This is a genomic window from Kitasatospora brasiliensis, assembly GCF_032654805.1.
Classification (GTDB): Bacteria; Actinomycetota; Actinomycetes; order Streptomycetales; family Streptomycetaceae; genus Kitasatospora; species Kitasatospora brasiliensis.
The window spans coordinates 994097-1015928 of the sequence record NZ_JAUOOW010000002.1 but is presented as its reverse complement, the minus strand read 5'-3'; the positions used below and the strand labels follow the sequence as shown (position 1 = coordinate 1015928).

Here is a 21832-nt window from a genome sequence, read left to right as displayed (position 1 = left end):
TGGGTATAAGCCTCAGTTTTGGCTGCGAGATGGCACAGCTCCTGGCAGAATGGCGACTCCATGCGCCGATCGCGACGACCGGTCAGAAGCGCTCGCTCGGCGTGTACGTCCCCCACACCTCGCGCAGCGCGTCGCAGACCTCGCCGACGGTGGCCCGGGCGGCCAGCGCCTCCTTCATCGGGTAGAGCACGACCGAACTCCCCTCCGCCGCACGGCGCAACGCGTCCAGCGCCCGGTCGACGGCGCCGCCGGAACGCTCGGCCCGCAGCCGCCCCAGGCGCCGAGCCTGCCGCTCCTCGATCGCCGGATCCACCCGCAGCGGCCGGTACGGCTCCTCCGCGTCCGACCGGAAGCGGTTGACGCCGACCACGGTCCGCTCGCCGGAGTCGGTCTCCCGCTGGAGCCGGTAGGCGGTGCGCTCGATCTCGCCCTTCTGGTAGCCCTGTTCGATCGCGGCCACCGCGCCGCCCAACTCCTCGATCCGGTCCAGCAGCGCCCGCGCGGCGGCCTCCACCTCGTCGGTGAGCGACTCGACGGCGTAGGAGCCCGCGAACGGGTCGACGGTGGCGGTCACATCGGTCTCGTACGCGAGCACCTGCTGGGTGCGCAGGGCGAGTCGGGCGGCCTTCTCGGTGGGCAGCGCGATCGCCTCGTCGAAGCTGTTGGTGTGCAGCGACTGGGTGCCGCCGAACACCGCGGCGAGCGCCTGCACGGTGACCCGGGCCAGGTTCACCTCGGGCTGCTGGGCGGTGAGTTGCACCCCCGCGGTCTGGGTGTGGAAGCGCAGCATCTGCGAGCGGGGGTCCCGGGCGCCGAAGCCGTCCCGCATGATCGCGGCCCAGATCCGGCGCGCGGCACGGAACTTGGCCACTTCCTCCAGCAGCGTCGTGCGGGCCACGAAGAAGAAGGAGAGCCGGGGCGCGAAGTCGTCCACGGCCATCCCGGCGGCGAGCGCGGTGCGGACGTAGGCGATGCCGTTGGCCAGCGTGAAGGCGATCTCCTGCGCGGGATCGGCCCCGGCCTCGGCCATGTGGTAGCCGGAGATGGAGATGGTGTTCCAGCGCGGGATCTCGGCCCGGCAGTAGCGGAAGACGTCGGCGGTCAGCCGCAGCGAGGGCTGCGGCGGGAAGATGTAGGTGCCGCGGGCGATGTACTCCTTCAGCACGTCGTTCTGGACCGTGCCGGTGAGCGCCGCGGGCGCCACCCCCTGGGCCTCGCCGACCAATTGGTAGAGGAGCAGGAGCAGGGCGGCGGGCGCGTTGATGGTCATCGAGGTGGAGACCGCGTCGAGCGGGATGCCGTCGAACAGCGCCGCCATGTCCTCGACGCTGTCCACGGCCACGCCCACCTTGCCGACCTCCCCGGCGGCGAGCGGGGCGTCCGAGTCGTAGCCCATCTGGGTGGGCAGGTCGAAGGCGACCGAGAGGCCGGTGCCGCCGCCCGCGATCAGCTGCCGGTAACGGGCGTTGGACTCGGCGGCGGTGCCGAAGCCCGCGTACTGGCGCATCGTCCAGGGCCGGCCGGTGTACATCGTCGGGTACACGCCCCGGGTGTACGGGTACTCCCCCGGCCGGCCCAGCCGGGCGCCGACGTCCCGGCCGGCCAGGGACTCCGGTCCGTACAGCGGCTCGATCTCGAAGCCCGACTCGGCGCGGCGCGGCTCGGCGGCCATGGGGGTCCCTCCGCTGGGGGTCGTCGTAGTCCAGGGTCCGACCGGCCCGCCGGGGCGGCGACGCGGTTGAGATGATCGGGTGAACGACCGACGAGCCCCAGGGAGTAGCGATGACCGAGCAGAAGGTGGCCGTGGTCACCGGCGCCAGCAGCGGAATCGGCGCGGCGACCGCCCGCCGGCTGGCCGCCGAGGGCTTCGAGGTGGTGCTGACCGCCCGCCGCACCGAGCGCGTCGAGGCGCTGGCGAAGGAGATCGCCGCCGCGGGCGGTTCGGCGCGGGCCGCCACCCTGGACGTCACCGACCGGGCCGCCGTGGACGCCTTCGCGGCCGCGGTCGGCCGGGTGGACGTCCTGGTGAACAACGCCGGCGGGGCGATCGGCGCCGAGACCGTCGAGCAGGGCGACCCGGCCGACTGGCGGGCCATGTACGAGGTGAACGTGCTCGGCGTGCTGCACGTGACCCAGGCGCTGCTGCCGGCCCTGCGGGCCACCGGCGACGGCACGGTGCTGGTGCTCTCCTCGACCGCCGCGCTGGCCGCGTACGAGGGCGGCGGCGGGTACGTCGCCGCCAAGCACGCCGCCCACACCATCGCGGCCACGCTGCGGCTGGAGCTGTGCGGGGAGCCCATCCGGGTGATCGAGATCGCGCCCGGCATGGTGAAGTCCGAGGGCTTCGCCGTCACCCGGTTCCGCGGCGACGAGGAGAAGGCCGCCGCGGTGTACGCGGGCGTGGCCGAGCCGCTCACCTCGGAGGACATCGCGGACACCGTCGCGTGGGCGGTCACCCGGCCCTCGCACGTGAACATCGACCTGCTGGTGGTCCGCCCCCGGGCCCAGGCCGCCAACCACAAGGTCCACCGCGCCTGATCCGGGCCGGTGGCGGGGAGGGCGCTGACACCGAAACGTCAACGTCACGACTTGATAGCTCGTCCGGATGAATTCGGCGCGTGCCCTCCCCAACTGATGAGCGCTCAACTACCTTGGAGGCGCTGACGGACCGGCGCCCGAGCGCCCCTTCGCCACCCCATACTCCAGCTACGCCATCCACCCCACTTCACCGGCACCTTCCCGCCCTCAGGAGGAGGACCCGCTGGCCAGCGACATCCCGTCACAGCGGCTCGACGCCAGAACAGAGCCGACCCTCCTCGGGTTGCACCGCTTCAACGAAGCAGACGCCGGCGCCGCCGAGGAGGCCCTGCTGGCCTGCTGCGGCAGCCACCGCTGGGCCCTGCGGCTCACCGCCCACCGGCCCTACCCCGACATCGAGTCCCTGCTGGCCGCCGCCAGCGAGGCCTCCTACGACCTCCGCCCGGCCGACCTCGCCGAGGCCCTGGCCGACGAGAGCTGGATGCCGCAGCCGCTGCTCGGCATGCGGGCTCCCGGCAGCCAGGCCGCGCACACCGCGCTGCGGGCGGCGCACGCCGCCTACGAGGCCCGGTTCGGCCACGTCTTCGTGGTCTGCCTGGAGCGGGTCGCCCCGGAGGAGATGCTCGACACCGTGCTCTCCTCCATCCGCACCCGGCTCGCCAACGACCCGGACGAGGAGCGGCTGATCTCGGCCGACGAGCTCCGCCGGATCGCTCTCACCCGTCTGGAGCACCTGGTCGCCCCCCGTTCGGAGGCCGCGGCGCACTGAACCACGGTCGCACCCGCGGGCGCGCCCCCTCGCCGGGCGGGCGTCCGCGGGTGCGACCGCCTCCGGTTCCCCCGACCGGGTGAACCCAGCGCGACGAAGCGGTCACTCATCGTGCCGACGGCCGCGTTGGTTCCCGCCCAACTAGGCCAGAAGTGCCTGATTGATCACACCTGGGGCCCCCGGAGGCGGTTCAGGACGAGGCGTCGATAGGATGCTGGCGGCCGGTGGACCATACCCGGCCGGGCTGACCGACACCGAAGCCGGCCGAGCCCCCAATCGCTTCCGGAGGGTTTTTCCGTGCCGGCTGGAACGCTGTACCGCGGCCGGGAAGGCATGTGGAGCTGGGTGGCTCATCGAGTCACCGGCGTCCTCATCTTCTTCTTCCTGTTCGCCCACGTCCTGGACACCGCCCTCGTGCGAGTGTCGCCGGAGTCCTACGACACCGTCATCCAGACGTACAAGACTCCCCTCGTGAACCTGATGGAGTACGGCCTGGTGGCCGCCATCCTGTTCCACGCCCTGAACGGCCTGCGGGTCGTGGCGGTGGACTTCTGGGCCAAGGGCCCGAAGTACCAGAAGCAGATGCTCTGGACCGTCGTCGGAGTCTGGGTCGTCCTGATGGCCGGTTCCTTCTACGGGATCCTCCAGCACACGCTGATCTCCTGGTTCGGGAAGTGAGCCGAGACATGTCCACGGAAATCTCCGACGCCATCGTCGTCCCTTCCAAGCAGGCACACACCGGCAAGGGACTGGGCACCGGCAACCCGGCCGACGCGTTCGTCATCGAGCCTCCGCGCAAGCGGACCAAGAAGACCCCGCGCCGCACCCGCACCAACTTTGAGATGCTGGCCTGGCTCTTCATGCGCCTGTCCGGCATCGTCCTGGTCGTGCTGATCCTCGGCCACCTGCTGATCATGCTGGTGCTCGACGGCGGCGTCTCCAAGATCGGCTTCGCCTTCGTGGCCGGCCGCTGGGCCTCGCCGTTCTGGCAGGGCTGGGACCTCCTGATGCTCTGGCTCGCCATGCTGCACGGCGCCAACGGCATGCGGCAGGTCATCAACGACTACGCCGAGAAGGACTCGACCCGGCTCTGGCTGAAGGGCCTCATGGGTACCGCCACGGTCTTCACCGTGCTGCTCGGCACCCTGGTGATCTTCACCTTCGACCCGAACATCTAATCGGAAATCGGCAGAGGCCAGAGGCGAGTTAACCCCCCATGCAGATTCACCAGTACGACACCGTCATCGTCGGCGCCGGCGGCGCCGGCATGCGCGCGGCCATCGAGTCGACGCAGCGCAGCCGCACCGCCGTCCTGACCAAGCTCTACCCGACCCGGTCCCACACCGGCGCGGCCCAGGGCGGCATGTGCGCCGCGCTGGCCAACGTCGAAGAGGACAACTGGGAGTGGCACACCTTCGACACGGTCAAGGGTGGTGACTACCTGGTCGACCAGGACGCCGCCGAGATCATGTGCAAGGAGGCCATCGACGCCGTCCTCGACCTGGAGAAGATGGGTCTGCCCTTCTCCCGCACCGAGCAGGGCCGGATCGACCAGCGCCGCTTCGGCGGCCACTCCCGCAACCACGGCGAGGCCCCGGTCCGCCGTTCGTGCTACGCGGCCGACCGCACCGGTCACATGATCCTCCAGACGCTGTTCCAGAACTGCGTCAAGCACGGCGTCGAGTTCTTCAACGAGTTCTACGTCCTCGACCTGCTGATCAACGAGGGCAAGACGGCCGGCGTCGTCGCCTACGAGCTGGCCACCGGCGAGATCCACGTCTTCCAGGCCAAGTCGGTCGTGTTCGCCTCCGGCGGCACCGGCAAGTTCTTCAAGGTCTCCTCCAACGCCCACACCCTCACCGGTGACGGCCAGGCCCTGGTCTACCGCCGCGGCCTGCCGCTGGAGGACATGGAGTTCTTCCAGTTCCACCCGACGGGCATCTGGCGCATGGGCATCCTGCTCACCGAGGGCGCCCGCGGCGAGGGCGGCATCCTGCGCAACAAGGACGGCGAGCGCTTCATGGAGCGCTACGCCCCGGTCATGAAGGACCTCGCGTCCCGTGACGTCTGCTCCCGCGCGATCTACACCGAGATCCGCGAGGGCCGCGGCTGCGGTCCCGAGGGCGACCACGTCTACCTGGACCTGACCCACCTGCCGCCGGAGCAGCTGGACGCCAAGCTGCCGGACATCACCGAGTTCGCGCGCACCTACCTCGGCATCGAGCCCTACACGGACCCGATCCCGATCCAGCCCACCGCGCACTACGCCATGGGCGGCATCCCGACCAACGTCGAGGGTGAGGTCCTGCGCAACAACACCGACGTCGTCCCGGGCCTGTACGCGGCCGGCGAGGTCGCCTGCGTGTCCGTGCACGGCGCCAACCGCCTGGGCACCAACTCGCTGCTGGACATCAACGTGTTCGGCCGTCGCGCGGGCATCGCCGCCGCCGACTTCGCCAACGCGAACGACTTCGTCGAGCTGCCCGAGAACCCGGCCGAGAAGGTCCAGGCCCTGGTCGACGGCCTGCGCGAGGGCACCGGCACCGAGTCCGTGGGGCAGATCCGCAAGGAGCTCCAGGAGACGATGGACACCAACGCGATGGTGTACCGCACCGGAGCCACCCTGAAGCAGGCGGTCGAGGACATCGCCGCGCTGAAGGAGCGCTACAAGAACATCTCCATCCAGGACAAGGGCTTCCGGTACAACACGGACCTGCTGGAGGCCGTCGAGCTGGGCAACCTGCTCGACCTGGCCGAGGTGCTGGCCGTCTCCGCGCTGGCCCGTGAGGAGTCCCGCGGCGGCCACTACCGCGAGGACTTCCCGACCCGTGACGACGTGAAGTTCATGCAGCACACCATGGCGTACCAGGAGGTCGCCGCCGACGGCAGCACCTCCATCCGCCTCGACTACAAGCCGGTCGTCACGACCCGCTACCAGCCGATGGAGCGTAAGTACTGATGAGCACTCCGACCGTGGAGAAGCACTCGGCCGCTCTGGACGCCGTCGAAGCCGGTGCCGTCCAGCCGATCACCGTCACCTTCCGGATCCGCCGGTTCAACCCGGAGGAGCACCCGGACCCGGTGTGGGTCGACTACCAGCTGACGATGGACCCGAAGGAGCGCGTCCTGGACGCGCTCAACAAGATCAAGTGGGAGCAGGACGGCACCCTCACCTACCGCCGTTCCTGCGCCCACGGCATCTGCGGCTCCGACGCCATGCGGATCAACGGCCGCAACCGGCTGGCGTGCAAGACCCTGATCAAGGACGTCGACCCGGAGAAGCCGATCACGATCGAGGCCATCAAGGGCCTGACGGTCCTCAAGGACCTGGTCGTGGACATGGACCCGTTCTTCCAGGCGTACAAGGACGTCATGCCGTTCCTCATCACCAAGGGGAACGAGCCGACCCGGGAGCGCCTCCAGTCCGCCGAGGACCGCGAGCGCTTCGACGACACCACCAAGTGCATCCTGTGCGCCGCGTGCACGTCGTCCTGCCCGGTGTTCTGGAACGACGGCCAGTACTTCGGCCCGGCCGCCATCGTCAACGCGCACCGCTTCATCTTCGACTCGCGTGACGAGGGTGCCGAGCAGCGCCTGGAGATCCTGAACGACCGTGAGGGCGTGTGGCGCTGCCGCACCACCTTCAACTGCTCCGAGGCCTGCCCGCGTGGCATCGAGGTCACCAAGGCGATCCAGGAAGTGAAGCGGGCGCTGGTCACCCGCCGCTTCTGATCCCCGCCTGACAGCCCGAAGGCCCCCGCCCGATCTCCGGATCGGACGGGGGCCTTCGGCCGTTTCAGCGCAGGGCGCCGAGGTCGGTCGGGGTGCTCCAGCCGTGGTACCGCAGCAGGTGCCGGTCGGCCGTCACCGCCCACAGGTCGGGCAGGCCGTCGCCGTCGGCGTCGCCCACGCTGTCGAGCGTCGGGTAGGCGTCGACGGTGAGGCCGGTGGCCACCACGTTCGCCGAGGGGTCGGCGAGGGCGGAGTAGTCGAAGGTGCCGTCGGCCAGCTTCGGGACCGGGTACGCGTGCAGCTCGCCGGTGGCCCGGTCACGGGCCCAGAGGGCGAGGTTCCCGGCCGCGTCCGGGCCGGGGGCGACCAGGTCGTAGCCGCCCCAGCCGCCGGAGGCGGTGAGCTTGCGGACCTTCTGCTGGCCGAAGACGAACTCGCCTCCGGAGTGCAGCCAGAGGTTGCCGTCCTCGACCGTCACCAGCGCCGGGTCGAAGCCGCCGGCCGCCGGGCCCAGGGCGACGATCTGGTCCGCCTTCGACCAGTCCTCGGCGTAGTCCGCGGGGCACTCCGCGTCCGCGCCCGTCTCGTCCACGCAGTCGATCGAACGATCGACGCTGACCATGGCCTGGTTGATGGCGCCGAATTCGAAGTTCCGGTGCAGGCGGAGGTTGCCCGAACCGGGCTGGTGGACGAACAGGTCGTCCGCGGACGGCGCGTGCAGGGGCGACCAGCCGCGGTGGGCGATCCGGTACGACGTCCAGCCGTTGTGGTCCGGCGAGGCCCCCGCCGGGATCGTCGTGTGGGGCGTGGTGTCGGACGCGTCCGCGCTGATGTACTGGAGGTTGCCCTGGGCGTCGGGCAGCAGGAGGTCCGCGACGCCGTCCCCGTCGACGTCGCCGAGGGTCTTCGGCGGGTTCGGGTTCGAGGGGGCGAAGAACGAGTAGGTCCCGGAGGTGACGTTGCCGGCGTTGTCGATCGCCTGGAAGTAGAGGGTGTTGGAGCCCCAGTACGGCACCTTCAGGCTGACCTTCGCCGTGCCGTCGGCCCCCGGCTTGACCGCGCCGGACGCGTCGCAGCCGCTGTAGCCCGGCATGCCGAAGCCGACCCGGAAGCAGGCGGTGCCGGAGGCCTCGCCACCGGGCGGCGCCGGGTCCGTTCCGGAGAGGACGAAGGTGCCGAACTGGCCCGCGTACTTCTTGGCCGGGCCGTTCTCCGGGAAGTCGGTCGAGGAGAGCGCGACGGTCGGGCCCGTGGTGTCCACGGCGAAGTGGCAGTCCGCCGACGGGTCGGAGAGCTGGGTGCCCTGGAGGGCCCAGGCGTGCCAGGAGTAGCGGTGACCGTCCACCAGGCCGGGAACGTTGACGCTCACCCGCTGCTGACCGTAGGACTGGGCCTCGCGGGTGTACACCGGGTCCTGGGCGCCCGTGGTCTCGTCCAGGACGCTGAACCGGGCGCCGGTGCCGGTGACCTTGGCGACCAGCTGCGGGCCGTCCATGGTCCGTCCGCTCCAGAACGGAACGGTCGTCGGGCCGCAGGCCTTGCCGCCCTGCTCGACGCCCAGGACGGCCGGCGCGGTGTCGGCCACGGCCGCCGTCGGCACCGCCAGCAGGCCCGCGGCGACCGTCGCCGCGGCCGCTCCCCCCAGCCTGCGCGCGTGTGTGCGCTTCATCGGGAAATCCCCACCCTCATGTCGTGAATCTGTTCGATATGTGCACGAGCGGTGAGGATCTTGCCAGTGGGGACCGGCGGCGGCAACGGGATTTTCAGTCGGTGGCCGGGGTGCGGCGGGTGGCGCGCAGGCCGCGCACGCCGATGCTGCCGACGGCGATGCCGAGGAGGAAGGAGGTGACGGCCAGCAGCAGGTGGATCCAGAAGAAGGCGGTGGGCTGGGAGTGGTCGCCGTTGGTGAAGGCCTGGCCGCCGGAGTCCTTCCACAGGTTCTTGACGAAGGTTGACCAGATGATCAGACTCCAGACCCCGAAGGCGGTCAGGAACCAGGAAGTGCGGCGGCTGAGCTTCATGGGGGTCCTCGGCATGTGAAGGCGGTGTGCCTCCCCAGTATGCGCGGGCCGCCGATCGGCGTAGGGCGGGCCCCTCCTGCGGAGGACCGGCCGCCAGGGGCGGGCGCCGGAGCCCGGGAGTGGGTACGGTCAGCTGGTGCCCACACCCCGTCATACGTTCGCGCGGCTGTGCGCCGCGGCCACCGCGGCCTTACCGGTACTGCTCGCCGCCCCGGCGGGCGCGACCCCTCAGCAGCCGCCGCCGTCGGCCGCGGTCGGCGGCGAGCGGCTCGGCCTCCCCGGGGTGCAGGTCGCCCCGATGCCGGGCGCCCCGTCGCTGCCCACCGACCTCACCGGCCAGTCCTGGATGGTCTCCGACGCGGAGTCCGGCGACGTGCTGGCGGCCAGCAACCCGCACCTCGGACTGCCCCCGGCGAGCACCCTGAAGATCCTCTTCGCGGACACCGTGCTGCCCAAGTTCGACCGCGACAGCGTGCACCGGGTGGCCGACGAGGAGATCCAGGGGATCGGCCCCGGCAGCAGCCTGGTCGGCATCAAGGAGAACCTGGACTACCGGGTCGAGGACCTGTGGCGCGGGGTGTTCCTGAGCTCCGGCAACGACGCGGTGCACGTCCTGGCGCACATGAACGGCGGCGTCCAGCGGACCGTCGCCGAGATGCAGGCCCGCGCCGACGCGCTCCAGGCCAGGGACACCAGGGTGATCTCCCCGGACGGCTACGACATGGACGGCCAGGTCTCCTCGGCGTACGACCTGTCGCTGTTCGCCCGGGCCGGCCTGCGCAACGCGGACTTCCGGATGTACTGCGCCACCCGGGACGCGATGTTCCCGGGCGCCGTCGACAAGAACGGCCGGCGCAGCAGCTTCGGGATCGCCAACACCGACCGGCTGCTGGGCAAGTACCCGGGCCTGATCGGCGTGAAGAACGGCACCACCACCAACGCCGGCTCGACCTTCGTCGGCGCCGCCGAGCGCGGCGGGCGCACCCTGCTGGTCACGGTGATGCACCCGGCGAGCTACCAGAAGGTGTACGACGAGACGGCCGAGCTGCTGGACTGGGGCTTCGCCGCGGCCGGCAAGGTGCAGCCGGTCGGCCGGCTGGTCGACGAGATCCCGCCGGCCGGCGCCGAGCCGACCGGCCCGGCCGAGGCCTCGCCCGCGCCGCCGCCGCACCCCTCCACCGCGGCGTCCCCGGCCGCCGCGGGCGGGGCCGCCGAGGACGGCGGGATCGGCCTCGGCGGCTGGTCGCTCGTGGTGCTGGCCGGCGGCGCGGCGGGGTACGGCGCGCTGGTGCTGCTGCGGCGGCGCTCCGCCGACTGATCCACCGTGGGGTCCGGCCTCAGCGGAGGGGCCGGACCTTCACACAGCCGGCCTCCGCCTCCGCGTTGTCGGCCGACTCCAGCAGCGCCCGCCCGTGCGCCCTGGTCCGCTCCACCGCGGCCGCCGGGTCCGCCGTCGCCGTCCAGGCCACGCAGTACATCAGCAGCCGGGAGACGAAGTTGATCCACAGCAGCAGCGCCACCGGGGTGGCGAACGCCCCGTACACGCTCCGGCCGGCGACCGAGCCCAGGTAGGAGGCGAGCAGCAGCTTCAGCAGCTCGAAGCCGACCGAGCCGATCAGCGCGCCCTGCACGAGGTCCCGGCGGCGCTGGTCGGTGATCCCGGGGAAGGGCGCCAGCAGGTAGGCGAAGAGCAGCATGTCGCACGCTATGGCGATCAGCACGCCGACCGCGGTCAGCAGGTAGCCGCTGTTCAGGCCGATCGCGTCGGCGACCCGGCCGGCCAGCGTCGTCCCGACGGCGGAGGCGGCCAGCGAGAACAGCGACACCAGGCCGAGGCCGGCCAGCACCGCCACGTCCCAGGCCTTGCGCAGCACCGGGTTGCCCTCGTCGTGGGGCAGCTGCCACAGGTCCCGGATCGAGGTGCGCATGGTGTCCACCCAGCCGAGGCCGGAGACCAGCAGCATCGCCCCGCCGACCAGCCCGACCGCGCCCGCGTTGGACACCAGGGCGGGCAGGTTGACCGCGTCCGCGAGCCCCGGCAGCTGGTCGGCGATGTGCCCCTGGAGGTCGTGCACCCGGCTGTCGCTCAGCGCCGCGGCGGCGATCGCCAGGCCCACCGTGAGCAGCGGGAACAGGGCGAGGAAGCCGAAGAAGGTGACGGCGCCCGCCAGCCGGTTGCCCCGGGCGGCGGAGAAGTACTCGTACACCCGGTACGGGCGGCTGCGCAGCACCCGGGCCACGAGCGGGCCGACGACCGGCAGGCGGGTCAGGAAGTCCACCTGACCGGTTATACCGGTCCATCCCCCGAACGGGTGTCAGACATGCTTCACCGCTTGACGAGTCGGCGGGCCTTGGCCAGGGCGCGGACGGCCTGGTAGGCGCCGTAGCGGCCGTGGCTCAGCAGTTCGGTGCGCACGCCGTCCACGCCGGCCGGCGGGCGGTAGCCGGCCGGGCGCAGCCGGGCGCAGTGCGCGGCGGCCCGGCGGAAGTACTCGCGGCGGTCGCCGGGCGGCACCCGGCCGGGCTTGGAGACCACGGTGTTGAGGTGGTGCAGCATCCGGCCGTAGACGACCGGGCGCCAGCGGTCCAGGTCGGGGCGGCGGTCGAGGAAGGCGAAGACCAGGTCGTACTGGGCGAACACGTCGAAGTGCTTGCGGCTGGCGGTGGCCAGGATGTTGCCGCCCTCCTGGCGCTGGCGGTAGTGCACGCCGACCCGGTCGAGCAGGGTGATCCGGGCGGCGGCGAGCAGCGCCGGGTACGTCCAGGGGGTGTCCTCGTAGTAGCCGGCCGGGAAGACCAGCCGCTGCTCGGTGACGAAGCCGCGGCGGTAGGCCTTGTTCCAGACGACCTGGAGCAGGTCGAGCAGGTCGGGGCGGGCGGCGAGGTCGAAGACGTCCGGGGAGGCGGCGCCGAAGACGTGCGCGGAGGCGGCCCGGGTGATCCGGCCGTCGGCGTAGGTGCGGGCGTAGTCGTAGACCAGGACGTCCGGGTCGTCGGTGGCGGCGAGCCGTTCGTCGACGGCCTTCAGCAGACCGGGGGTGAGGGTGTCGTCGCTGTCGAGGAAGACCACGTAGTCCCCGGAGGCGACCTCCAGGCCGGCGTTGCGGGCCCGGCCGAGGCCGACGTTCTCCGGCAGGTGCAGCACCCGGACCCGGGAATCGGCGGCGGCGGCCTCGTCCAGCATCGCGCCGCAGCGGTCCGGGGAGCGGTCGTCCACGGCGATCAGTTCGAAGTCCGGGCCGTCCTGGCCGAGCACCGATTCGAGGCACTCGGCGAGGTAGTCCTGGACCTGGTACACGGGGACGATCACGCTGAAGCGGGGCACGGGGGCCAGCGTAGTGGCCAGGGGAAGGAGCGGGCCCCGGAGGTAGGATCGGTGCGCGAAACGTACGCACCGATCCACGTGCGGTCAGACCCGCGACGGGGCTGTCACGCTCCCCAGAGAAAGGCCCGCGTAGCCGATGGCTCCCCGCCTCTCCATCGTCGTCCCGATCTACAACGTCGAGCGCTACCTCGTGGAATGCCTCGACTCGATCGCCGCCCAGACCTTCACGGACTTCGAGTGCGTCATGGTCGACGACGGTTCGAAGGACGGCAGCGCGGCGCTCGCCGAGGCGTACGCGGCCAAGGACTCCCGGTTCCGGCTGGTCCGCCAGGTGAACAAGGGCCTCGGCGCGGCCCGCAACACGGGCATCCGGCACATCGACCCGGACTCCGAGTTCCTGTGCTTCGTGGACAGCGACGACTCGATGCCGCCGAGTGCGTACGAGCTGATGATCAACACGCTGGACGAGACCGGCTCGGACTTCTGCACCGGCAACGTGCTGCGCTTCCGCGCCGTGGGCTACTACCAGTCCGGCGGCCACGTGAAGCCGTTCAAGGAGACCAGGCTCAAGACCCACATCACCGAGATCCCGGCGCTGGTCACCGACCGCACCGCGTGGAACAAGGTGTACCGCCGCTCGTTCTTCGACGCGGCCGGCCTGCTCTACCCCGAGGGCATCCTGTACGAGGACGCGCCGGTCAGCGTGCCGCACCACTACCTGGCCAAGAGCGTGGACGTGCTCTCCGAGCCGATCTACCACTGGCGCGAGCGGGAGGTCGGCGAGATGTCGATCACCCAGATGCGCACCAACCCCAAGGGCCTGATCGACCGGGTCGCCTCGGTCGAGCTGGTCCGCGCCTGGCTGCTGAAGCAGACCGAGCCGCGCTTCGCCGAGTACCTGCGCTCCTACGACGAGAACACCCTCGTCGAGGAGATCCCGATGTTCTTCTGGTCGATCGTGGACGGCGACAAGGAGTACCGGGACGCCTACCTCCAGCACGTCAGCCGGCTGCTCCGGGCGATCGGCTCCGAGCAGGTCGGCAAGCTGCGCGCGCCGCTGCGGCTGAAGTACTACCTGACCCTGTCCGACCGGATGGACGAGCTGGTCGAGCAGATCAAGTACGAGAGCGAGAGCGGCGGCGGCGTCCAGGCCCGCGGCCTGCTGCGCCCGTACGCCGACTACCCGTTCCTGCGCGGCGGGCGCAAGAGCGTGCCCGCCGGGGTGCTCAAGCTGGACAACTCTCTGGTGATCCGCAGCCGGCTGTACCGCAGCTCCTGGGAGGGCGGGAAGCTCCAGCTGACCGGGCACGCGTACCCGGAGCAGCTGGGCGCGGCCGGCAAGCACGACATGGTCCGCACCCTGGTGCTGCGCGAGACCAAGGGCCGCCGGGTCATCGCGGTGCCGATGAAGACGACGTACAGCCCCGAGGCCACCGCGAGCTGCGCGCACGACCTGTACAGCTGCGACTGGTCCGGCTTCTCCGTCGCCGTCGACCCGAAGAAGCTGCGGCACCGCGGCCAGTGGAAGGACGGCAACTGGCGCGTCCTGGTGGCCGGCGCGGGCAAGGGCGGGGTGTACAAGGGCCGGATCTCGGCCGGCTGGAGCGACTCCGCGCAGTTCCTGCCCTCGCACTGGGTCGAGCCGGACGTGCGGATCGTGCCGTGGGTGCGGGACAAGTTCGTCTACCTGCGGGTGGAGACGGTCAAGGCCCGGGTGACCGGCCTGGCCGCGCAGGGCGACCGGGTGGAGGTCTCGGGCGCGGCCCGCTCCGGCCAGGACTTCGCCGGCGCCCGGCTGCGGCTCACCCACCTGGAGTCGGACCGCGAGCTGTCCTTCCCGCTGGAGCTGGGCGCGCCGGTCGGCTCGCTCCAGCCGTTCGCCGCTTCCTTCCCGGTCGCCGAGCTGACCGCCGTCCGCGAGGCCTGGGCCGAGCTGGACCCGACGTCCGCCGAGCGCAGCCGCGACCGCTGGGACAGCGCGCTGCTGCTCGCCGACGGCAGCACCGTCCCGCTGGCCTGGGACGACCGCAACGCGCCCGAGCGGCTGCACCTGGCGCTGAACCCCCAGGCCCCGGTCGCCGAGCGCCGGGCGCTCTACTCCAAGCCCTCCCCCGGCGGGTACCTCCAGTTCACCGACCAGGTGCTCCAGCCGCTGGTGGACGAGGTCTCCGCGCGCGGTGCCGACGGCTTCCTGCTGAGCGGCTCGTTCCCGCTGCCCGGCGCGCACCGCTGGGAGCTGGTGGTCCGTCACCACTGGCGCGAGGAGGAGCACGTCTACCCGGTGGAGATCGCGGACGGCCGGTTCCGCACCGCGCTGCCCGCCGTGCCGACGGCCTCCTTCGCCGGCCGGGTGCCGCTCGCCAAGGGCACCTGGACGGTCGCCTTCCGCCCGGTCGGCGTGCCGGTGGAGGAGCTGCCGGACTCCTGCGCGCTGGTCACCCCGGACTGCTTCGACACGCTGCCGATCGAGGTGGAGTCCCGCGGCAAGCGGATCACGCTGGAGCGCCGCAACCATGACGGGCTGTCGCTGGAGTCGCACGCGGGGCTGCTGCCCGAGGAGCGGGCCGGCTTCCGCCAGCGCCGACTCCGGAGCGTGGACTACCCGGCCGCCCGCCGGCTGCCGCTGCGCGACACGGTGCTGTACCACGTGGGCGCCCGCAGCACGTACGCGGACTCCCCGCGGGCCGTCCACGAGGAGCTGGTCCGCCGCGGCCTGCCGCTGGAGCACCTGTGGGGCAGCGACGACATGCAGGCCGAGCTGCCGCAGACCGCGGCCCCGGTCCGGCTTTCGAGCCCGGAGTGGGTCGAGGCGCTGGCCACCGCCAAGTACGTCGTGACCAGCACCCACCTGCCCGACTTCTTCGTCCGCCGCCCCGGCCAGGTGGTCGTCCAGACCTGGCACGGCACCCCGCTGAAGCAGATCGGCTTCGACTTCGAGAAGGTGTGGTTCACCGACTCCAGGTACCTCAAGAGCCTGGCCCGGGAAGTCCCGAACTGGAACCTGCTGGTGGCCGGCAACCGCTGGTCGGCCCCGGTGCTGCGGCGCGCCTTCGACTTCAAGGGCGAGATCCTGGAGAGCGGTTCGCCCCGCAACGACCTGCTGTTCGCGACCGACCGGGAGAAGACCGCCGAGCAGGTCCGGGAACGGCTCGGCCTGCCCGAGGGCAAGAAGGTCGTGCTCTACGCGCCGACCTGGCGCGAGGACCGGCGCCGGCCGCAGGGCGGCTACCAGATCGACCTGCGGATCGACCTGGCGGCGGCCAAGGCCGCGCTCGGTGACGACCAGGTGCTGCTGGTGCGCCGGCACGAGATGATGTGCGGCCAGATCCCGGGCGCCGGCAACGGCTACATCTGGGACGTCGGCAGCTACCCCGACATGGCGGAGCTGCTGCTGATCGCCGACGTGCTGGTGACCGACTACTCGGCGAGCGTGTTCGACTTCGCGTCCACCGGCAAGCCGATGCTGTTCTTCACCCACGACCTGGAGCACTACCGGGACAACCTGCGCGGCTTCAGCCTGAACTTCGAGGCCGAGGCGCCCGGCCCGCTGCTGGCCACCTCCGAGGAGCTGGTCTCCGCGCTCGGCCGGGTGGACGAGGTCGCGACCGAGTACGCGGACAAGTACTCCGCGTTCCGCGAGGCGTACTGCGATCTGGACGACGGCAAGGCCGCCGGCCGGGTGGTCGACGCGATGCTGCGCGTCGAGGGCTAGTACGTGCCCGGAAAGGCGCCCGACACCAGTGGTGTCGGGCGCCTTTCCGCATCCGGCGACGACATTCGTAGAACGCCGGATCCGGTTCCGCACCGGCGTTCCCGGAAATGAATTCCCCCGGGTATTTCGAAAAGGCGTGCAATTGACCAGGGCGGCGTTTCCGGCTGGGATGTGACTTTCCCTCGAAAGGCCCTCACCGCCATGCCCGTGCTCACCCGGCTGGTCCTGCCGCACGCCGCTCCCCCGACGGCCACCCGCCACCCCGCCGCCGACGAGGACGTCGACTTCGGGCTGCTGCGCGCCCGCTGGCACCGCCGCGGCCTGGAGCTCACCGGCTTCGCCCGCCCGCACGGCCGGGACACCGCCCGCCCCGGCTCCGCCTGGACCTGGCTGACCCTGCGCCACGAGGACGACGCCGAGCCGCCGCTGCACCTGCGCTCCCGGCCCCGCCGACTGCCCGAGGTCACCGACGACAGCGCCCAGCCCGAGCACAATCACGACTGGTCCGGCTTCACCGCGCTGATGGCCCCCGCCCGGCTGCGCCGCGGCGGCCACTGGCTGCTCGGCGACTGGCGGATCGAGGCCACGCTCTTCACCCGCCCGCGCCCCACCCGGCTGCGCCGCCAGTACGGTGCCCTCGCCCCGCACTGGTGCGGCTCCGGCGAGTACCCGCCGGCCCGCTGGGTGGCCCCCGACGTCCGGCTCCAGCCGTTCTTCGCGGACGGCCGGCTGCGGCTGCGGCTGGAGCGCCCGGCCGTCCGGATCACCCGCGCCGCCCCGGACCCCGACGGCCTGGAGCTGAGCGGCCTCGCCGCCGCCTGCCCCGGCGGCACCGTGCTGCGGCTGCGCCACCGGCAGAGCGACGCGGTGACCGAGCGGCCGCTCGCCCGTACCGGCAACACCTTCACCGTCCGGCTGCCGTACCGGCCGTTCACCGCCGACGGGCGCGGCGGCGGCGCCCTGGAGCACTGGGACGCCGAGCTGCTGCGCCCCGACGGCGGCACCGAGCAGCTCTGCCTCGACGAGCGCGGCGGCCCGGTGACCGGCCAGCACCCGCTGCCCGGCGCCGCGGACCGGGTGCTCTACCTCAAGCACCTCGCCGACGGCCGGCTCCAGTTCTGCGTCCAGCCCGCGGCCGGCCTGGTCGACCGGATCGCCGTACGGGACGGCGGCTTCGAGCTGTCCGGCCACTGCCCGGCCCCGGCCGCGGACGGGCTGGAGCTGGTGCTGCGGCACTCGGGCACCGCGGGCGAGGTCCGCACCCCGGTCGCCACCGGCGCGGACGGCCGCTTCCTGGCCCGGGTACCGGCCACCCGCACCGGGGTGGACGGCGCCGCGCTGCCGCTGCGCAAGGGCCTCTGGGAGGCCGCGCTGGAGCCGGCCGGCCGCCCCGGGCCCGGCCGCCCACTGCTCGCCGCCCCCGCCGCGCTGCCCGCCGTGCCCGCCGCCACCACCGCCGGCGGCAAGCGGATCCTGCTGGAACGCCGTTGGCACGACACCCTGGTGGTGGACTCCACCCCGGTGCTCACCGCCACCGAGCGCAGCGCTTGGACCCAGGCCCGCCAGCGCACCGAGCGCTACCCGGCCGCCCGCCGCGAGCCGCTGCGCGAGGCGGTGCTGTACGACGTGTTCGGCGGCCGCGGCTACGCCGACTCCCCCCGCGCCGTGCACGCCGAACTGGCGCGCCGGGGAACAGAGTTGACGCACCTGTGGGTGATCGACGACGCTCAGGCCGAGGTGCCGCCCGGGGTCGTCCCGGTGCGGATCTGGAGCCCGGAGTGGTACCGCGCGCTGGCCACCTGCCGGTACCTGGTCGGCAACACCCACTTCCCGGACTTCCTGGAGCGCCGCCCCGGCCAGGTGGTCGTGCAGACCTGGCACGGCTCGCTGCTGAAGCGGATCGCCCACGACGTGGAGAACCCCTGGCTGGCCGACAGCGGCTACCTGGCGGCGCTCGACCGGGAGACCGCCCAGTGGAGCCTGCTGCTCTCCCCCAGCCCGTTCGCCACCCCGATCCTGCGCCGGGCCTTCCACTACCGCGGCGAGCTGCTGGAGTCCGGCTACCCGCGCAACGACGTGCTCGCCCGCCCGGATCCGCGCACCGCCGCCGCCGTCCGCCGCCGGCTCGGCATCCCCGAGGGCCGACGGATCGTGCTGTACGCCCCGACCTGGCGCGAGGACCAGCGGCGCGGCGACGGCGACGGCTTCCGGCTCGACCTGCGGCTCGACCTCGACCACGCCCGGCGACTGCTCGGTACGGACCACGTGCTGCTGGTCCGCCCGCACGCGCACGTGCGCGAGCCGCTGCCCGGCGCCGGCGACGGCTTCCTGTACGACTGCGGGGACTACCCCGACCCCCAGGACCTGCTGCTGGTCGCGGACGTCCTGGTGACCGACTACTCGTCAATCATGTTCGACTTCGCCATCACCGGCCGCCCGATGTACTTCTTCACCTACGACCTGGAGCACTACCGCGACACCCTGCGCGGCTTCTACTTCGACTTCGAGCCGAACGCCCCCGGCCCGCTGGTGCCGACCTCGGCCGCCCTGCTCGGCGCGCTGCGCGAACTCGCCGACAGCGGCGCCGCGCTGCCGCCGGGCTACGCCGAGCGCTACCGGCGCTTTCGGGCCGAGCACTGCGTGCTGGACGACGGCGGTGCGGCCCGCCGGGTGGTCGACCGGATGCTCGGACTCGGGCGGGCCGAGGGGCGCCCTCAGCCGAAGGAGTAGCTCCGCCAGGGCCGCCAGACCTCGTCCTCGTCGAACCGGGAGAGGCCGAAGCCCGGCACCGGGAAGGACGCCCGGAAGTCGCGCGCCTGCTCGTACGCCTGGTCCAGCACGTCCTCCGGCAGGCCGTGGGCGACCGTCACGTGCGGGTGGTACGGGAAGGCCAGCTCGCGGGCCAGCGGGCCGGAGCGGACGTCCGCCTCCAGCAGCCGGCACTCCCGCGCGCCCTCCTCCAGCCGGACGAACACCACCGGGGAGACCGGGCGGAACGTCCCGCTGCCGCTCAGCAGCATCCGGAACGGCCGGTGCGCGGCCGCCACCGCCGCCAGGTGCTCCTCGATCTTCGGCAGCGCCTCGGCGGGCACCTCGGTCGGCGGCAGCAGGGTGACGTGGGTGGGTATCGACCGGGCCAGCGGATCGCCGTGCCCGGCCCGGGCGTCCTGGATCGCCGTGCCGTACGGGTCCGGGACGCTCACGGACACGCCGATGGTGACGACCTCCGGGAGGTCGCCACCATCGGGCAGGTGCGTGAGGGGATTCACCGCTTGGCGGCCGGGAGGAAGCCGATCCGGTCGTACACCGACTCCAGCGTCCGGGACGCCACCTCGCGGGCCTTCTCGGCGCCGTTCGCCAGCACCCGGTCCAGCTCGGCCGGGTCGTCCAGGAACATCCGGGTGCGCTCCTGGAAGGGGGTGACCCAGTCGGTGAACAGCTCGGCCAGCTCGGTCTTCAGGGCGCCGTACATCTTGCCCTCGAAGTGCTCGACCAGCTGGTCGATCGACTGGCCGCTGAGCGCCGAGTGGATGCGCAGCAGGTTGGAGACGCCGGCCTTCTCCTGCTCGTCGTAGGAGACGACGGTGCCGGTGTCGGTGACGGCGCTCTTGAACTTCTTGGCGCTCACCTTCGGATCGTCCATCAGGCTCACCAGGCCCTTGGGCGAAGACGCGGACTTGCTCATCTTCACCCCCGGGTCCTGGAGGTCCATGATCTTCGCCGTCTCCTTGAGGATGTACGGCTTCGGGACCGTGAAGGTCGACCCGAAACGGCTGTTGAACCGCTCCGCGAGGTCGCGGGTGAGCTCCAGGTGCTGGCGCTGGTCCTCACCGACCGGGACGGCGTCGGCCTGGTAGAGCAGGACGTCGGCGACCATCAGGACCGGGTAGGTGAACAGGCCGACAGTGGTGCTCTCGGCGCCGTACCGGGCGGACTTGTCCTTGAACTGGGTCATCCGGGAGGCCTCGCCGAAGCCGGTGAGGCAGTTCATCACCCAGCCGAGCTGCGCGTGCTCGGCCATGTGCGACTGGATGAACAGCGTGCAGCGCTCCGGGTCCAGGCCCGCGCCGAGCAGCTGGGCCGCGGAGACCCGGGTGTTCTGCCGCAGCTCCTTCGGGTCCTGGGTGACCGTGATGGCGTGCAGGTCGACCACCATGTAGAAGGCGTCGTTCTCCTTCTGGAGGTCGACCCACTGGCGCACCGCGCCCAGGTAGTTGCCGAGGTGGAACGAGCCGGAAGTGGGCTGGATGCCGGAGAGAACCCGGGGACGGTCCTTTGCCGGACCAGTGACCGCTGCGTTGACCATGCGGGCCATTCTTCCAGTTCCACCGCTCGCTCAGGAAACCTCCGCCCCCGCAGGCTCGGCCAGTGTGACCGCACTCACCCCCACCCGGGCGATCCGCCGGCCCTCGACCTTGGCCACCGTCAGCAGCACCCCGCCGCCGCCCTCGACCGGGACGCGCACCTGGTCGCCGTCCCGGGGCAGCCGGCCGAGCGCGGCGACCAGGCAGCCCGCCACCGTCTCGTACGGGCCCTCGGGCAGGGTGACGCCGGTCTCCTCGGTGAAGTCGCCGAGGTTGAGCAGGCCGTCCAGCTCCATGCCGCCGCCGGCCAGCCGGCGGGTGGGGGCGGCCTCCGGGCGGTCGTACTCGTCCCGGATCTCGCCGATCACCTCCTCGACCAGGTCCTCCAGGGTGACGATCCCGGCGGTGCCGCCGTACTCGTCCACCACGATGGCCAGGTGGTGGCCCTCGCGGCGCATCTCGCCCATCGCCTCCAGCACCAGCTTGGTGCCGGGCAGCAGCTTGACCGGGCGGGCCAGGTCGCGGACCTTGGCGGCGTGCTCGCCGCGGGCGCCGTACAGGTCGCGGACGTGGACGAAGCCGACCACCGCGTCGGCGCTGCCCTCGACCACCGGGTAGCGCGAGTGCGGCGAGGTGTCGGCCTGCTGCCGGACGGCGGCCAGCGGGCGCTCGGCGTCCAGGAAGGTCACCTCGGTGCGCGGGACCATCACCTCGCGCAGCTGGCGCTCCCCGGCGGAGAACACGTCGGCGATCAACGCCCGTTCGTCGCTGCCGAGTTCGGTGTTGGCGGCGACCAGGCCGCGCAGTTCCTCGGAGCTCATCGAGCCGCGGCCGGCGGTCGGGTCGCCGCCGAGCAGTCGGACCATCAGATTGGTGGAGTGGCCGAGCAGCCAGATCACCGGGCGCAGCACCACCGACATCACGTCCACCACCGGGGCGGCGACCACCGCGATGGACTCGGCGCGCTGGAGGCCGATCCGCTTCGGGGTCAGCTCGCCCAACACCAGCGAGGCGTAGCTGATCACCAGGGTGAGGCCGACCAGTGCCACCGCGTCCGCCACGCCCTCGGAGAGCCCGGCCCGGACGAACAGCGGGGCGACCTTGCCGGCCAGGGTGTCCGCGCCGAAGGCCGCGGACAGGAAGCCCATGCAGGTCACCCCGACCTGGACGGCGGCCAGGAAGCGGTTCGGGTCGGCGGCCAGGTGCGCGGCCCGCGCCGCGCGCCGGGTGCCGTGCCCCTCCAACGTCCGGATCTGGCCCTCGCGCAGCGAGATCAGCGAGATCTCGGCGACGTTGAACAACCCGCCCAGCAGGATGAAGACGAGGACGAGCGCGGCGTCCCCGAGTGTTTCGTTCACAGCTGGCCAGTGTATTGGCGACGGCCCGCCGCTTCCGGGTGAGGGAAGCGGCGGGCCGTCGTACAGCCGTGCG

General features: G+C 72.1%; 17 protein-coding genes. 9 read left to right on the top strand and 8 right to left on the bottom strand.

From position 1 onward, the window contains the following. Nucleotides 1-82: 82 nt before the first annotated feature. Nucleotides 83-1672 (bottom strand): acyl-CoA mutase large subunit family protein, encoded by a 1590-nt coding sequence (locus QWJ13_RS12475; RefSeq protein ID WP_316523761.1) that lies wholly within the window; start codon nucleotides 1670-1672, stop codon nucleotides 83-85. Between the two features lie 110 nt (nucleotides 1673-1782). On the opposite strand from QWJ13_RS12475, the gene QWJ13_RS12470 reads away from it, so the two are divergent. The 6 genes from QWJ13_RS12470 to QWJ13_RS12445 all read left to right on the top strand — a co-directional run bounded on the left by QWJ13_RS12470 (nucleotide 1783) and on the right by QWJ13_RS12445 (nucleotide 7039). Continuing rightward, on the top strand, nucleotides 1783-2538 hold the full coding sequence (locus QWJ13_RS12470; protein ID WP_316523759.1) for an SDR family NAD(P)-dependent oxidoreductase: 756 nt from the start codon (nucleotides 1783-1785) through the stop codon (nucleotides 2536-2538). 283 nt (nucleotides 2539-2821) lie between these two features. Further along, the gene (locus QWJ13_RS12465) at nucleotides 2822-3307 is read left to right on the top strand and encodes a 2-oxo-4-hydroxy-4-carboxy-5-ureidoimidazoline decarboxylase (RefSeq protein ID WP_316523757.1); all 486 of its coding nucleotides are present in this window, start codon (nucleotides 2822-2824) and stop codon (nucleotides 3305-3307) included. A 297-nt stretch (nucleotides 3308-3604) separates the two neighbouring features. After that, nucleotides 3605-3985, top strand: a complete 381-nt coding sequence (gene sdhC, locus QWJ13_RS12460) for a succinate dehydrogenase, cytochrome b556 subunit (protein ID WP_316523755.1) — start codon at nucleotides 3605-3607, stop codon at nucleotides 3983-3985. An 8-nt stretch (nucleotides 3986-3993) separates the two neighbouring features. Beyond that, nucleotides 3994-4485, top strand: a complete 492-nt coding sequence (sdhD, locus tag QWJ13_RS12455) for a succinate dehydrogenase, hydrophobic membrane anchor protein (protein WP_316523753.1) — start codon at nucleotides 3994-3996, stop codon at nucleotides 4483-4485. 38 nt (nucleotides 4486-4523) lie between these two features. Continuing rightward, on the top strand, nucleotides 4524-6266 hold the full coding sequence (sdhA, locus tag QWJ13_RS12450) for a succinate dehydrogenase flavoprotein subunit (RefSeq protein WP_316523751.1): 1743 nt from the start codon (nucleotides 4524-4526) through the stop codon (nucleotides 6264-6266). Further along, a complete protein-coding gene (locus QWJ13_RS12445; protein WP_316523749.1) occupies nucleotides 6266-7039 on the top strand; it encodes a succinate dehydrogenase iron-sulfur subunit in 774 nt (257 codons plus the stop codon). The genes sdhA and QWJ13_RS12445 overlap by 1 nt, the downstream gene beginning before the upstream one ends. Before the next feature lie 64 nt (nucleotides 7040-7103). Here the strand turns inward: QWJ13_RS12445 and QWJ13_RS12440 are convergent, their stop codons facing one another. Both QWJ13_RS12440 and QWJ13_RS12435 read right to left on the bottom strand, forming a co-directional pair. Beyond that, entirely contained in the window at nucleotides 7104-8708 is a 1605-nt protein-coding gene (locus tag QWJ13_RS12440) for a hypothetical protein (protein WP_316523747.1), read from the bottom strand. 94 nt (nucleotides 8709-8802) lie between these two features. Then, nucleotides 8803-9060: an SCO4848 family membrane protein gene (locus tag QWJ13_RS12435; protein WP_316523746.1), complete on the bottom strand. Its 258-nt coding sequence runs from the start codon at nucleotides 9058-9060 to the stop codon at nucleotides 8803-8805. A gap of 136 nt (nucleotides 9061-9196) precedes the next feature. Between QWJ13_RS12435 and QWJ13_RS12430 the strand changes: the two genes are divergently transcribed. Beyond that, a complete protein-coding gene (locus QWJ13_RS12430) occupies nucleotides 9197-10378 on the top strand; it encodes a D-alanyl-D-alanine carboxypeptidase family protein (protein WP_432277485.1) in 1182 nt (393 codons plus the stop codon). Between the two features lie 19 nt (nucleotides 10379-10397). Here the strand turns inward: QWJ13_RS12430 and QWJ13_RS12425 are convergent, their stop codons facing one another. Both QWJ13_RS12425 and QWJ13_RS12420 read right to left on the bottom strand, forming a co-directional pair. After that, complete coding sequence (locus QWJ13_RS12425; RefSeq protein ID WP_316523744.1) at nucleotides 10398-11339, bottom strand: YihY/virulence factor BrkB family protein; 942 nt, start codon at nucleotides 11337-11339, stop codon at nucleotides 10398-10400. 47 nt (nucleotides 11340-11386) lie between these two features. After that, a complete protein-coding gene (locus tag QWJ13_RS12420; RefSeq protein WP_316523743.1) occupies nucleotides 11387-12385 on the bottom strand; it encodes a glycosyltransferase family 2 protein in 999 nt (332 codons plus the stop codon). A gap of 136 nt (nucleotides 12386-12521) precedes the next feature. Here QWJ13_RS12420 and QWJ13_RS12415 point away from each other — a divergent pair, with 136 nt between their 5' ends. Together QWJ13_RS12415 and QWJ13_RS12410 are read left to right on the top strand one after the other, a co-directional pair. Beyond that, nucleotides 12522-16097, top strand: coding sequence for a bifunctional glycosyltransferase/CDP-glycerol:glycerophosphate glycerophosphotransferase (locus QWJ13_RS12415; protein WP_316523740.1), 3576 nt, complete (start codon nucleotides 12522-12524; stop codon nucleotides 16095-16097). Between the two features lie 201 nt (nucleotides 16098-16298). Further along, entirely contained in the window at nucleotides 16299-18827 is a 2529-nt protein-coding gene (locus QWJ13_RS12410; RefSeq protein ID WP_316523738.1) for a CDP-glycerol glycerophosphotransferase family protein, read from the top strand. On the opposite strand, the gene QWJ13_RS12405 is transcribed toward QWJ13_RS12410, so the two are convergent. The 3 genes from QWJ13_RS12405 to QWJ13_RS12395 form a co-directional block, all read right to left on the bottom strand. Then, nucleotides 18812-19300 (bottom strand): 2'-5' RNA ligase family protein, encoded by a 489-nt coding sequence (locus QWJ13_RS12405; protein WP_316523736.1) that lies wholly within the window; start codon nucleotides 19298-19300, stop codon nucleotides 18812-18814. The two genes, QWJ13_RS12410 and QWJ13_RS12405, sit on opposite strands and share 16 nt — an antisense overlap. Before the next feature lie 62 nt (nucleotides 19301-19362). Continuing rightward, complete coding sequence (trpS, locus tag QWJ13_RS12400; RefSeq protein ID WP_316523735.1) at nucleotides 19363-20403, bottom strand: tryptophan--tRNA ligase; 1041 nt, start codon at nucleotides 20401-20403, stop codon at nucleotides 19363-19365. A 30-nt stretch (nucleotides 20404-20433) separates the two neighbouring features. Further along, nucleotides 20434-21759, bottom strand: a complete 1326-nt coding sequence (locus QWJ13_RS12395) for a hemolysin family protein (RefSeq protein ID WP_316523733.1) — start codon at nucleotides 21757-21759, stop codon at nucleotides 20434-20436. Nucleotides 21760-21832: the final 73 nt, after the last annotated feature.

Coding starts and splice junctions, on each gene's coding strand:
- QWJ13_RS12415 (WP_316523740.1), top strand. CDS start 12,522: ATGGCTCCCCGCCTCTCCATCGTCGTCCCGATCTACAACGTCGAGCGC.
- QWJ13_RS12435 (WP_316523746.1), bottom strand. CDS start 9,060: ATGAAGCTCAGCCGCCGCACTTCCTGGTTCCTGACCGCCTTCGGGGTC.
- QWJ13_RS12445 (WP_316523749.1), top strand. CDS start 6,266: ATGAGCACTCCGACCGTGGAGAAGCACTCGGCCGCTCTGGACGCCGTC.
- sdhA (WP_316523751.1), top strand. CDS start 4,524: ATGCAGATTCACCAGTACGACACCGTCATCGTCGGCGCCGGCGGCGCC.
- trpS (WP_316523735.1), bottom strand. CDS start 20,403: ATGGTCAACGCAGCGGTCACTGGTCCGGCAAAGGACCGTCCCCGGGTT.
- QWJ13_RS12440 (WP_316523747.1), bottom strand. CDS start 8,708: ATGAAGCGCACACACGCGCGCAGGCTGGGGGGAGCGGCCGCGGCGACG.
- QWJ13_RS12470 (WP_316523759.1), top strand. CDS start 1,783: ATGACCGAGCAGAAGGTGGCCGTGGTCACCGGCGCCAGCAGCGGAATC.
- QWJ13_RS12475 (WP_316523761.1), bottom strand. CDS start 1,672: ATGGCCGCCGAGCCGCGCCGCGCCGAGTCGGGCTTCGAGATCGAGCCG.
- QWJ13_RS12410 (WP_316523738.1), top strand. CDS start 16,299: ATGCCCGTGCTCACCCGGCTGGTCCTGCCGCACGCCGCTCCCCCGACG.
- sdhD (WP_316523753.1), top strand. CDS start 3,994: ATGTCCACGGAAATCTCCGACGCCATCGTCGTCCCTTCCAAGCAGGCA.